Annotated in this window: 14 protein-coding genes; 4 read left to right on the forward strand and 10 right to left on the reverse strand. The window is 56.5% G+C overall.

Annotated elements, in window-relative coordinates; genetic code table 11:
- Window positions 1–38 precede the first annotated feature (38 nt).
- The 5 genes from OTG14_RS19015 to OTG14_RS19035 are packed head-to-tail and all read right to left on the reverse strand — an operon-like array spanning window position 39 to window position 5,422.
- Window positions 39–1,016, reverse strand: a complete 978-nt coding sequence (locus OTG14_RS19015) for an ABC transporter ATP-binding protein (protein WP_267215599.1) — start codon at window positions 1,014–1,016, stop codon at window positions 39–41.
- Window positions 1,013–1,990 (reverse strand): ABC transporter ATP-binding protein, encoded by a 978-nt coding sequence (locus OTG14_RS19020; protein WP_267215600.1) that lies wholly within the window; start codon window positions 1,988–1,990, stop codon window positions 1,013–1,015. Before OTG14_RS19020 ends, OTG14_RS19015 begins: the two co-directional genes overlap by 4 nt.
- Window positions 1,983–2,828 carry an ABC transporter permease gene (locus tag OTG14_RS19025; protein WP_021242100.1) on the reverse strand — a complete coding sequence of 282 codons (846 nt, stop codon included), beginning with the start codon at window positions 2,826–2,828 and terminating at the stop codon, window positions 1,983–1,985. Before OTG14_RS19025 ends, OTG14_RS19020 begins: the two co-directional genes overlap by 8 nt.
- A gap of 5 nt (window positions 2,829–2,833) precedes the next feature.
- On the reverse strand, window positions 2,834–3,787 hold the full coding sequence (locus tag OTG14_RS19030; RefSeq protein WP_080350521.1) for an ABC transporter permease: 954 nt from the start codon (window positions 3,785–3,787) through the stop codon (window positions 2,834–2,836).
- Between the two features lie 45 nt (window positions 3,788–3,832).
- Window positions 3,833–5,422 carry an ABC transporter substrate-binding protein gene (locus OTG14_RS19035; RefSeq protein WP_032650237.1) on the reverse strand — a complete coding sequence of 530 codons (1,590 nt, stop codon included), beginning with the start codon at window positions 5,420–5,422 and terminating at the stop codon, window positions 3,833–3,835.
- Between the two features lie 245 nt (window positions 5,423–5,667).
- Between OTG14_RS19035 and yghU the strand changes: the two genes are divergently transcribed.
- Both yghU and OTG14_RS19045 read left to right on the forward strand, forming a co-directional pair.
- A complete protein-coding gene (gene yghU, locus OTG14_RS19040) occupies window positions 5,668–6,534 on the forward strand; it encodes a glutathione-dependent disulfide-bond oxidoreductase (protein WP_008499796.1) in 867 nt (288 codons plus the stop codon).
- A 158-nt stretch (window positions 6,535–6,692) separates the two neighbouring features.
- A complete protein-coding gene (locus OTG14_RS19045) occupies window positions 6,693–7,025 on the forward strand; it encodes a glycine zipper domain-containing protein (protein ID WP_008499797.1) in 333 nt (110 codons plus the stop codon).
- A 119-nt stretch (window positions 7,026–7,144) separates the two neighbouring features.
- On the opposite strand, the gene OTG14_RS19050 is transcribed toward OTG14_RS19045, so the two are convergent.
- The 3 genes from OTG14_RS19050 to OTG14_RS19060 form a co-directional block, all read right to left on the reverse strand.
- Entirely contained in the window at window positions 7,145–7,417 is a 273-nt protein-coding gene (locus OTG14_RS19050; protein WP_045909956.1) for a hypothetical protein, read from the reverse strand.
- 203 nt (window positions 7,418–7,620) lie between these two features.
- Window positions 7,621–7,875, reverse strand: a complete 255-nt coding sequence (locus OTG14_RS19055; RefSeq protein ID WP_267215601.1) for a hypothetical protein — start codon at window positions 7,873–7,875, stop codon at window positions 7,621–7,623.
- Window positions 7,876–8,001: 126 nt separating this feature from the next.
- Window positions 8,002–9,549 (reverse strand): methyl-accepting chemotaxis protein, encoded by a 1,548-nt coding sequence (locus tag OTG14_RS19060; protein WP_267215602.1) that lies wholly within the window; start codon window positions 9,547–9,549, stop codon window positions 8,002–8,004.
- Between the two features lie 219 nt (window positions 9,550–9,768).
- Between OTG14_RS19060 and OTG14_RS19065 the strand changes: the two genes are divergently transcribed.
- Window positions 9,769–10,809 carry an aldo/keto reductase gene (locus OTG14_RS19065; RefSeq protein ID WP_267215603.1) on the forward strand — a complete coding sequence of 347 codons (1,041 nt, stop codon included), beginning with the start codon at window positions 9,769–9,771 and terminating at the stop codon, window positions 10,807–10,809.
- 93 nt (window positions 10,810–10,902) lie between these two features.
- On the opposite strand, the gene OTG14_RS19070 is transcribed toward OTG14_RS19065, so the two are convergent.
- Together OTG14_RS19070 and OTG14_RS19075 are read right to left on the reverse strand one after the other, a co-directional pair.
- Window positions 10,903–11,391 (reverse strand): TIGR00645 family protein, encoded by a 489-nt coding sequence (locus tag OTG14_RS19070; RefSeq protein ID WP_023333400.1) that lies wholly within the window; start codon window positions 11,389–11,391, stop codon window positions 10,903–10,905.
- A gap of 81 nt (window positions 11,392–11,472) precedes the next feature.
- On the reverse strand, window positions 11,473–11,976 hold the full coding sequence (locus OTG14_RS19075; RefSeq protein WP_023309170.1) for an ESA_00282 family adhesion-associated protein: 504 nt from the start codon (window positions 11,974–11,976) through the stop codon (window positions 11,473–11,475).
- A gap of 103 nt (window positions 11,977–12,079) precedes the next feature.
- Here OTG14_RS19075 and OTG14_RS19080 point away from each other — a divergent pair, with 103 nt between their 5' ends.
- Window positions 12,080–12,484 carry a hypothetical protein gene (locus OTG14_RS19080; protein WP_024906518.1) on the forward strand — a complete coding sequence of 135 codons (405 nt, stop codon included), beginning with the start codon at window positions 12,080–12,082 and terminating at the stop codon, window positions 12,482–12,484.

Below are 12,484 nucleotides of genomic sequence, written 5' to 3' on the forward strand. Positions count from 1 at the left end.
CAGAGGGGCATTTATCATACACCTGCGTGGGGCATTAATTACACGTTAAACAACCAGCACGCCGCGAAATGCCCTGGCGCAATCTCCCGCATGGCAGGCTCCTGCGTCTGGCAAACCGGCATGGCGTGCGGGCAGCGGCTGCAGAACTTACAGCCCGGCAGCGCGGACGTGGGGCCTGGAATGTCGCCGCGCAGGGTGGCGTCTTCGAGATTGCGGATGCGCGGATCGGGCCGGGGAACCGCCGCCAGCAGCGCGCGGGTGTAGGGGTGCGCCGGACGCTGATACAGTTCATTCGCCGGGGCCACCTCCACCAGCTTACCGAGATACATCACCCCAATGCGGCTGGAGATATGGCGCACCATGGAGAGATCGTGGGCGATGAACAGATAGGTCAGCCCCAGCTCCTGCTGCAGATCCTGCAAAATATTCACCACCTGCGCCTGCACCGAGACGTCCAGCGCCGAAAGCGGTTCATCGCACAGCACAAATTCAGGACGCACGGACAACGCGCGGGCAATACTGATGCGCTGACGCTGCCCCCCGCTGAACTCATGCGGGAATCGTTCAAGGTGTTCGTGCTTCAGCCCCACTTTGTAGAGCAGCGTTTCCGTACGTTCCCGCTGTTCTTCGCGGCTGTAGCCGTGGATCTGCATCGGCTCGGCCACCAGCTGTCGTACCGTCATGCCGGGGTTGAGCGAGGAGTAAGGATCCTGAAAAATCGCCTGCATCCGCTTACGCAGCGGCTTGAGCTCTTTTTCGCGGGCGTGAGCGATCGCCTGCCCGGCAAAGTGGATCTCGCCAGAGGTAATATCGAAAAGGCGCAGGATGGCGCGCCCGAGGGTGGATTTCCCACAGCCGGACTCTCCCACCAGGCCAAACGTCTCGCCGGGCTGAATATCAAAGCTCACGCCATCAACCGCCTTCACGGCCACGCCTTTATGCAGCAGACCGCCGTTGAGCGGATAGTGTTTGTGCAGATCGCGCACGCTCACTAATGGCACCTGTTGTTCACTCATGCCTGAATCTCCTTATCGGCCCATAGCCAGCAGGCGGCGCGATGGCCCTCTCCCATGGCGTAAAATGCGGGCTGCCGTTCACACTGGGGCATGCGTTTCGGGCAGCGTTCGGCGAACGGACAGCCCGGCGGCGGGTTAAGCAGGCCAGGCGGCGCGCCTTCGATGGGCGATAAGCGTTGGTTAACCTCATCCGGGCGCGGCAGCGAGGCCAGCAGACCCTGAGTGTAAGGATGCGCAGGGCGATAAAAAATGTCCTCCACGCTCCCCTCCTCCATCACCAGCCCGCCGTACATCACCACCACGCGGCTGCAGACCTGCGCCACCACGCCGAGATCGTGGGTGATCAGCAGAATCGCGGTTTGGGTCTGCTGTTGCAGGCTTTTCAGCAGACGCAGGATCTGCGCCTGAATGGTCACGTCCAGCGCGGTGGTTGGCTCATCGGCAATAAGAAGCTTAGGGTTGCAGGAGAGCGCAATCGCGATCATCACCCGCTGGCGCATCCCGCCGCTAAACTCGTGGGGATACTGGTCGTATCGGCGTTCCGCTTCGGCAATCCCCACCTGTTCCAGCATGGCGATCGCCGCCGCTTTGGCCGCTTTTTTGGTCAGTCCTTTATTGCGCATCAGGATCTCCGCCATCTGTTTGCCGATGGTCAGCACCGGGTTCAGGGCGGTCATCGGATCCTGGAAAATCATCGCGATCTCGTTGCCGCGAATAGCGCGCATCTGCTCAGGGGTTTTCTGCGCCAGATCGTCATTCTGGAAGCGGATGCTGCCGCCGGTTATCCGTCCGTTGTTCCCCAGAAGCTGAATGATCGACTTACAGGTGACGCTTTTCCCGCAGCCCGACTCGCCGACGATACCGACGAGTTCGCCCGGCTGAACCTGAAAGCTCACGCCGCGCACAGCGTGAACCTCGCCCTCGCGGGTGCGGAAGGTGGTTTGCAGGTTCTCAAGCGCTAATAAGTTACTCATCGCGATTCGCTCCTGGCTCAAAGGCGGTACGGAAGACATCGCCCAGCACGTTAAAGCTGAACACCGTCAGCAGGATCAAAATGCCGGGGAACATCGCCAGCCACGACGCTTCGCCAATATACGACTGGGCGTTGTTGAGCATGCTTCCCCACGATGCCGCAGGCGCCTGCACGCCCAGCCCTAAGAAGCTGAGCGTCGACTCCATCAGAATGGCCGAGGCGATATTGAGCGTGGCGGCCACGATAATGGTCGGCAGCACGCCGGGAATAATGTGGCGCACGATAATGCGCAGCGGGTTTTCCCCCGACGCGCGGGCATAAAGCACATACTCGCGCTCTTTCACCGATAAGGTTTCTGCGCGCACCAGCCGCGACATGTTCATCCACGTCAGCAGGCTGATGATCAGAATGATGTTATCCACGCCCGGCTTGAGGTAAGCATTCACCACCAGCAGCAGGAAGAAGGCCGGAATGGCCATCAGGATATCCACGGCGCGCATCATCAGGTTATCCAGCCAGCCGCCAAAATAGCCGCTCACCGTTCCTACCACCGTGCCGATAAGCGTGGAAAAGAGCATCGCCAGAAAACCGACCATCAGGGAGATCTGGCCGCCATACAGCGCGCGGGTGAAGTAGTCGCGGCCATACTCGTCGGTACCGAACCAGTGTGCGGCATCCGGCGGTAGCGTGCGTGCGCCGAGCGCCATCCGATCCGGATCGTACGGACTTAGGCCCGCACAGAGCGCGGCGACAACGAAAATAAAAAGCACAAACAGGGAGAACTGCGCCGGACGGTTGCGGCGCAGCTGGTGACGAACCTGCTGCCAGCGTCTGCTCATCCGGGTTACCTCAGCGTACGAATGCGGGGATCGGCGAAGCGATAAAGCAGATCGGCGATCAGGTTACCGACGATCAGCATCATCGACGAGAGCATGATGATCGCCATGATCAGCGGGTAGTCCAGCGAGGCGATCGACTGGATCCCGAGCAGCCCCATCCCCGGCCACGAGAAGACGCTTTCCGTCACATAGGCCCCCACAATCAGCTCACCGAACGACAGGCCGAACAGGGTGATCACCGGCAGCAGCACGTTTTTCAGCACGTGGCGGAACAGAATGCTGGAACGCGTGGCGCCGTAAGCCAGCTGGGTCTGCACGTAGTCGGCCGAGAGCTGCGAGATGGTGTTGGAGCGGATGTAGCGCACGTAGCTGGAGAGGTTGTAGAACGTGAGGGCAATACACGGCAGCACGCCGTGACGCAGCACGTCCAGCGCGTTATCTTCCATGCCGATGGTGCGCATCCCCATGCTGGGGAACCAGTTAAGCTGCACGGCAAAAACGGTGATGAGCAAAATGCCGAACCAGAAAATCGGTACCGAGATGCCGATATAGGCGAACAGGTTAAGCACGTGATCCAGCCAGCGGTGCTTAAATGCCCCCGCCAGCAGGCCCAGCGGGATGGCCAGCACGATCGCCATCAGCAGCGACGCGCCCATCAGCCCCAGCGTGGCCGGAATGCGTTCGCCGATCATCTCCAGCACGGGGCGGTGGTAGATAAGCGAATAGCCGAGATCGCCCTGCAGGACGTTTTTCAGCCACAGGACGTACTGCGTGACCAGCGGCTTATCCAGCCCCAGGCTCTGGCGAATACGTTCGATATCTTCCGGGGCCATGCGCGGCGTAATGTACGCCGCCACCGGATCGCCGGGCGCGAGCTTGACCAGCAAAAACGCCACCAGTGAAATAAAGAACAGCATCGGCAGCAGTTGCAGCAGCCGACGGGTGAGGAGTGTGTTCACGACATGCCCTTACAAAATCCCCGACCTGACGGCCGGGGCAATCACTTATTTCTGATAGATTTTTGACAGATCCTGGAACAGATAGACCGGTTTCGGCTCTGCCTCCTGGGTGCCGCCGAAGCGCTTGTCCACCGCGACGGTCGCATTGGTGTAGGCAATCGGGTAGTACGTCATGTCGTTCGCCACGGTCTGCTGAATGTGCTTGTAGATATCGGCACGTTTCGCGGCGTCGGTTTCCACGGCGCCTTTATCCCACAGAGCATCAAACTGCGGATTTTTGTAGTGCGCGTAGTTATAGGCTTCGTTGCTCATGAACAGCGATTTGTAACCGTCCGGCTCGGAGCCCATGATGTAGCCGCCCAGGTTCAGCTCCCACGCGGTGTTGTTCATATCGAGGCTGCGCTGGGACATGGCGTTGGAATCCAGCGGCATCAGCTCCACGTTCACCCCAATCGCCTTCAGCGCCTGCTGAATATAGAGCGCCATGCTCTCCTGGGTTTTGTTGGTGTTCACATACGCCAGGCGCAGCTTGAGGTTGTCCGGCGCGCCGGACGCTTTAAGCAGCTCTTTGGCTTTTTGCAGATCGAATTTGTACTGTTCAACGTCATCCGTCTTGTAAAGCGTATCGGGCGTCAGGAACGAGGTCGCCGGTTTAGCGTAGTCCAGCGAGGTAAACGCGGTCTGGGTGAGCTCGTCTTTGTTGATGGCATACGCGATGGCCTGACGCAGCGCTTTGCTCTTCATCACCGGCACGTTCTGGTTGAACGTCATATAGGCCAGGCGGCCTTCCGGATAGACCACGAAGTCAAACTTACCGGTATTTTTCAGGCGGTTTACATCCTGCGGGTCAACCATCTTGAGGTTGATTTCTCCGTTTTGCAGCGCCAGGTTGGCGGCGTTGCTGTCTTTGGCGAAACGGTAGGTAACCGAATCAAGCTTCGCTTTGCCGTTCCAGTAATCGTCAAAACGGGTCAGGGCGTAGTATTGTCCGGCGCGGTACTCTTTGAATTTGAACGGCCCGGAGCCGACCGGCGCATCGTTTTTGCTGCTCTTTTCCAGGTCACCTTCACCTGCGAACACGTGCTGCGGAATCGGGTAGATCTGTACCAGCGTGCCGGTAAAGGCGGCGCTAACCTGCGGTAAGGTGAACTTAACGGTGCGGTCGTCAACCTTGCTTACCTGTACCGGCTTATCGCCGTAGGTGAACATGCTGCGGAAGAAGCTGTGCTGTTTGGCATCCAGCAGCTTATTGAACGTAAAGACCACGTCGTCCGCCGTCAGCGGCTGTCCGTCCTGCCATTTGAGGTTGGGTTTTAACGTCAGGGTATAGCTCAGGTTGTCGGCGGAGGGCGTCAGGCTTTCCGCCAGGCCCCACTCGATCTTACCGTTGTTGAAGCTATAGAGCGGGGCATAGAGCGCCTGCATGATCGTTAACGTGGTACGGTCGCTGGCATAGAGCGGATTCACGGCTAACGGATCGCCGGAGGTAATACCGATAATCAGCGAACCGCCCTCTTTTGGTGCGTCGCTTTTTGCCGCTGAGGGCGTATTGGTCTCTTTATTTTTCGCATCATCACAGCCCGCCAGGCCTAACGCGAGCGAAACCACCACTGCCGATAACAGAAGCTTGCGCATCTCACTAACTCCTTGCCTTATAAAGTGTTTATTACTGCATCTTTTATTTATGTTGAAGCATCATATGCAGCTTTATCCGTTTACGCATTAATTATGAAAATGCGATTTTCGATTAAGCTAATGCCGGATTTGATATATATAAGCGCCGGAAGGAATAGCGGCAGATCGATTACGCTCAGTTCGTTAAACGCTTCACAAATCTCCTGCTACACTGCCTCAACACATCACTCAAAAGGCAGGCCAACATGTCAGACAACACGTATCAGCCACCAAAAGTGTGGGAATGGAAAAAGAACAACGGCGGCGCGTTCGCCAACATCAACCGCCCCATTTCCGGCGCGACCCATGAGAAAGATCTTCCTGTCGGTTCGCACCCGCTGCAGCTCTACTCGCTGGGAACACCGAACGGCCAGAAAGTAACGATCATGCTCGAAGAGCTGCTGGCGCTGGGCGTGACGGGCGCGGAGTACGACGCGTGGTTGATCCGCATCGGCGAGGGCGATCAGTTCTCCAGCGGCTTCGTTGAGGTGAACCCGAACTCGAAAATACCGGCGCTTCGTGACCACTCCACGAACCCGCCAACGCGCGTATTTGAATCCGGCAATATTCTGCTCTATCTGGCGGAGAAGTTCGGCCACTTCCTGCCGAAAGATCCGGCGGGACGCACCGAGACGCTGAACTGGCTGTTCTGGCTGCAGGGCGCGGCGCCGTTCCTCGGCGGCGGTTTTGGCCACTTCTACAACTATGCTCCGGTGAAAATCGAGTACGCGATTGACCGCTTCACAATGGAAGCCAAACGCCTGTTCGACGTGCTGGATAAACAGCTGGCGCGCGGCCGCTACGTGGCGGGTGAGGAGTACACCATCGCGGATATCGCTATCTGGCCATGGTTCGGCTGCGTAGCGCTGGGCAGCGTGTATAACGCCGCTGAGTTCCTCGACGCAGAAAAGTACACCAACGTGCAGCGCTGGGCGAAAGACGTGGCGAACCGCCATGCCGTTAAGCGCGGACGTATCGTTAACCGCACCAGCGGCGAGCTGAACGAGCAGCTCCACGAACGCCACGCGGCGAGCGACTTCGAGACCAATACAGAAGACAAACGTCAGGCGTGACGACTAGCCGGGCGGTTCGCCGCCCGGCCACAGAGATCCTTGCTCAGGGCATGATTGGCCTAAAGGTTGAGCCGGCATTGCTGGCACTATCTGTGCGTTTTTCTCACCTCAGAGTGAGAAGCAACGTATCAACCGACAGCAGTCACAAAGGATCTGTTATGAAACTTATTAAAACAACGCTGGTTATCAGCGCCCTCATTTTTTCCACCTCGGGAATGGCCATCGACAAAACCGCCGCTGGCGCGGTAGCAGGCGCAGCCATTGGCGCGGCGACGGGTAAAGATCTGAAATCGACCGTTGGCGGTGCCGTTGTTGGCGCAGGCACCGGTGCCATGTTCAAAAACGGCGACAAAGGTAAAGCCGCGCGTAAAGGTGGTGCGGTAGGTGCTGCCGTGGGCGCAGGTGCCGCAGCGGTTACCGGCAAGAGCGTGCTGAAAGGTGCAGCCGTTGGCGCGGGAACGGGCGCGCTGATTGGTGAAGCGACGCACTGATAAACTTCGCCGGGCGTCGCAGCGCGTGCCCGGCCTCATGACTGTTCAGTAATAACTCCCTGCACCCAATCACGACTATTTGCCCTCAACTTATGGCCAGAAATGTCACCCGGAATACATCAATGGTGATCGTCATACTGATGCTCAATCACCATCCCTTCCGCCACGCTCGCCACATGGCGTGCACGCGGATGATAGACCGGTGCAGGGGCGGCATACGTTGTTTGTGCAGGTGCAGGCGCAACGCTTACCGCCTCAGGAACCGTGGCTGACTGCGGAACAATCACGACCTTATACCCGGCAGGGACATCGACCGTGACGCTCTGGGCCATCGCTGTATTGACCACGGCAAAACCTGCCAGGGCAGCAAATAAAATAATACGGTTTTTCATAAATTGAATTATTTCCGGTATCAAGAAGATAATTCATTATGTCGACTGAATCTTAAGACAATATTAATTTTCATGTTCTGGAATGTGCAGAAAATGCCAAATATATTGTTACAAGCAAATACTTTAATATTTAAAAAAATAGTGCCTTACGTTTTTTAAAAAGGCGGCAAGAAATACGCTTGCATGCCGCCTAACCTGTTATGTTAATACTTAACATCCCGCGCTTTTTGCCGTCCGGACTGTTTCATCTGGCGCTTGTCCTGGCGGCAGTCGTGATTACTCTGGTTATTGTTTGCCACGCAGGTCTGCTTCACCTGCCGTGACGCATCGCGGGTTTCCTGCCTGACATCACGCGCCACGCGCCGTTCCTGCGCCTGCTGGGTCGCACTGGCAAAAACCGAAAACAGCATCAGAAAAATGAAAGAGAGAACAGGGATGACAGATAACGATCTGTTCATAGCAACACCTCATAGAAGAGAGCCCAGAACGTCAGGGGGTTAGCAAAAGAATAGCAGTTTCAGCGCGAGCTGGAGAGGAAGACGTTAATAATGCAAGGCCGCACAAGACGGCCTTGCAACGCTGCGTTATGCCGTCAGGCGGAACTTCTGCACCGAGCGCTGAAGATCTTCGGTCTGGCGCTCCAGCGCCGCCGCCGCCGCGGAGACCTCCTCCACCAGCGAGGCGTTTTGCTGGGTAACGCCGTCCATCTGAGTAATGGCAACCCCGACCTGCGAAATGCCCTTGCTTTGCTCCTCAGAGGCAGAGGCAATTTGCTTCATAATGGTCGTCACTTCCGTCACGTCACGCAAAATCGCATCCATGGTGGTGCCGGTGTCGCCCACCAGCTTCGCCCCCTGCTCCACGCGGGAAACGGAGTCGGTAATCAGCCCCTCAATCTCTTTGGCCGCGTTGGCGCTGCGGCTTGCCAGGTTGCGGACCTCACCTGCCACTACCGCGAAACCACGGCCCTGTTCGCCCGCGCGCGCCGCTTCAACCGCCGCATTGAGTGCCAGAATATTGGTCTGGAAGGCAATGCTGTTAATGACGTTGGTGATTTCAGCAATTTTCTTCGAGCTTTCCGAAATCCCGCTCATGGTGGTCACCACCTCTTCCACCAGCGAGCCGCCGCGGCTGGCAGTGGTAGAGGCCACATCGGCCAGCTGGCTTGCCTGACGCGCGCTTTCCGCGTTCAGCTTCACCGTGGCGGTCAGCTGTTCCATGCTGGCGGCCGTCTCTTCCAGTGCGGCCGCCTGCTCTTCGGTACGGGACGAGAGATCGTTGTTACCGCTGGAGATCTCCGTTGCGCCGCGCCAGATATTCTCACTGCCGGAGCGGATCGTGCTGACCGCTTCGCGCAGGCTGTCCTGCATGGCGCTCAGCAGCGGCACCAGCTGGCCCACGCAGTTGCGGCCGAACGGCTCAATGGGCTGGCTGAGATCGCCCTGGGCAATCTGGCGGAACTGCTGGCGAATGCGATCCAGCGGTTTGACCAGCATCGCCACCAGGTAGCGGTCGGTAAAGAGCAGGATCAGCAGGCCGAGAATCGTGGCGACGATAATCACCGTGCGGGTCATGCTGGTCAGGCCGTCCACCACCACGCGGGTGCTGTCGAGCGACTTCGCGGCAGCATTGTTGAACTCTTCAGCCGCCGCACCGAACGCGCGGCTCAGCGGTGGGGTGACGTTGTTGGCCTGCTGACGGTAGCCGTCCAGCGCGCCCAGCTTCGCCTGCTGCATTTGCGGCGTCACGCCCTGTTCAAGCAGCGCCTGCCAGGTGCCGATCACCCGGGAAGAGATCTGCTCATCCATCGGGCCTGGAGAGATCGCTTTCATCTCGGCCAGCTTCTTGCCCATGTTATCCAGCGCCTGCTGGGCAGAGGCCAAATCCGGCGTGCCGCCTGCGGCTTTAACTTCCATTGCGCGGCTCAGACGGGTCACAAAGCGGAAATACTGATCGTTACCCTGGCTGAGTACCGTCATCTGTTTAACCAGTTGGCGATCGACTTCATTGCCATCAGTCACGCGAGACAGGGACCAGGTGCTGTACAGCCCAACACCCGCCCACATTAAACAAAAGATCCCGAGGATCGCCAGCATGACGAAGCGGATCGTGAAATTACGGAGCATATTCATAAGTCTTCCTTGCCGTGAGGGTGAGTTCGCCCAGAGGCGAGTACTACTCTCGTTATCGGCAGGAACGAGGGAAATTATAACGTTTTGTGATCATTTTTAATTAGCGTGGCTTCACTGGTCGCACAGCCGCCGTTAACCATTATCTTCGCGCTTAGTGATGTGATAAGTTCAGAATGAAAACGACGTTTCAAAAAATTATCGATAAGAAAAGGAGACATCATGTCCTGGTACCCTGACGCTACCCGCTATGAACATATGCAGTACCGCTACTGTGGAAAGAGCGGTCTGCGCCTTCCTGCGCTGTCGCTGGGACTGTGGCACAGCTTCGGCCACGTTCAGCCTCTTGATGCCCAGCGCGCGCTGCTGCGCAAAGCCTTCGACCTCGGCATCACCCATTTCGATCTCGCCAATAACTACGGACCTCCGGCGGGTAGCGCGGAAGAGAATTTCGGCCGCCTGCTGCGTGAGGACTTCGCCGCGTACCGCGACGAGGTGATTATCTCCACCAAGGCGGGTTACGACATGTGGCCAGGGCCGTACGGCTCGGGCGGTTCCCGCAAATATCTGCTCGCCAGCCTCGACCAGAGCCTGAAGCGCCTGGGCGTCGAGTATGTGGATATTTTCTATTCCCACCGCGTGGATGAAAACACGCCGATGGAAGAGACGGCCTCTGCGCTGGCCCACGCCGTGCAGAGCGGCAAAGCGCTGTATGTGGGCATTTCCTCCTACTCAACCGGGCGCACGCAAAAAATGGCCGAGCTGCTGCGCGAGTGGAAGATCCCCCTGCTGATCCACCAGCCGTCCTATAACCTGCTCAACCGCTGGGTCGATAAGACCGGTTTGCTGGATGCGCTGGAAGCAAACGGTACGGGGTGTATCGCCTTTACCCCGCTGGCGCAGGGTTTGCTGACCGGAAAATACCTGAACGGTATTCCTGAAGATTCACGCATGCAGCGTGAAGGCAAGAAAGTCCGTGGTCTGAACGAAAAAATGCTGACCGAAGCCAACCTGAACAGCCTGCGTTTACTGAGTGAAATGGCGCAGGCGCGCGGTCAGACCATGGCGCAGATGGCGCTAAGCTGGCTGCTGAAAGATGCGCGCGTGACGTCCGTGCTGATTGGCGCAAGCCGCCCGGAACAGCTGGAAGAGAATGTTCAGGCGCTGGAAAACCTGCGCTTTACGGAGGACGAACTCAAGCGGATTGACCAGCATGTTGCGGATGGGGAGTTGAATCTGTGGCAGGCGTCGTCGGATAAATAGTGCGGTCTGATGCCCTCACCCCGGCCCTCTCCCACAGGGAGAGGGAGCTAACTCTTCCCTCTCCCTGTGGGAGAGGGTTAGGGTGAGGGGGAATTACTTCTTACTGATCTTATCCAGATACCCCATCACAAACGCAGAGAGCACAAACGTCAGGTGGATAATGACGTACCACATCAGTTTGTTATCCGGCACGTTCTTCGCGTCCATAAACACGCGTAGCAGGTGGATAGAGGAGATAGCCACAATCGACGCGGCCACTTTATTCTTCAGCGAAGATGCATCCATTTTGCCCAGCCAGCTGAGCTTCTCTTTACGCTCGTCGATATCAAGCTGGGAGACAAAATTCTCGTAGCCGGAGAACATCACCATCACCAGCAGCCCGCCCACCAGGGTCATATCCACCAGCGACAGCAGAACCAGAATCAAATCCGCTTCGGCAATGGAAAAAATGTTCGGCAGAACATGCAGGATTTCCTGAAAGAACTTAATCGTCAGCGCGACAAGCGCCAGCGAAAGGCCAAAATAGACGGGGGCCAGTATCCAGCGAGAGGCGTACATGGCATTTTCAAAAAAGCGTTCCATAAAGTCCTGTTTGCAAAAGAAACCAGCGCCCAGTATATCTCAACGGCGCTGACTGTTTGCAATAACTCAACAGTACGTCACTCAGACGTTGTCCGGGTTAACCTCGGGACGGGCGTACTCCGGCCAGACAAGCGCCACCAGCTCAGGATAGGCTTCCAGACTGAACTCGCGAAAACACTGCCGCAAATTTAATACGTCCAGATCGGAATAAGAGACCTTCTCGCCGTTAAGGCAGCGCTTTTTGATATTGTCATAATATTTATACACGGCTGAATTCAGGTCGCTACAGCGACGCTGCGCCTCAAACAGTCCGGGCGTATCATTAATTTCCGACATTTTCATGCGCTTAATTGTCGCGTGTAAAAAGTCGATATATTCGTGGTTCACCCGCCAGTACCAGACCGGCGTAACGGAGTTCATCAATACAGAGAAATGGTCTTCACCTTCCTCTTTTGTCATCAGTTCAGGTTGCGGGGGTTCACTGGTGTCTTTCGACACTTTCGTTTTATTGAACTCCTGCATCAATAAAAGAACACCAGCGGTCAGTAATAGTAATGTGATGACCGTAAAAAAGATGCTGTTCATGGGTAGGCTCCATTTTTTTTGATTTTAAATTTGCCTCATGATATTGTCAACGAATCTCACGCCTTTACCAACCCCACCCTGTTGAAATTAAAGGAAATTGAAAATGCTGCCCGACTATCTCGTCCCGGCTAAGTACCACATCACGCCTGTGGAACAGCAACCGACGGAAGCAGAAAAAGAGGCCAGTTTCACTCAGGGGAAAAGAAAGCTCTCTGATTTCGAGCCCGATATATTAATTGGTGTTTCCCGAACTGGCAAATCCCGAAATATGTTGCTGGAAGAGCACGATCGCCATATAAAAGACCGCTTATTTCGCGCCATAAAAATTGAAGCCTTTGTCCACCTGCTGAATGACCTGCAGGCCGAGGGTGAAATAGATGCCCAGAAACTAAGTCAAATATTGGCCGAGAAAACCCAAGAAATTAATGAAGCAGGCAATGAAATTTGGCTTAACTTAATTACGCGCGAAAAAAACAACCCAATTTTTTATAGCCTGGGGGAGGATTAA

Source organism: Enterobacter pseudoroggenkampii (genome assembly GCF_026420145.1).
Lineage (GTDB): Bacteria > Pseudomonadota > Gammaproteobacteria > Enterobacterales > Enterobacteriaceae > Enterobacter > Enterobacter pseudoroggenkampii.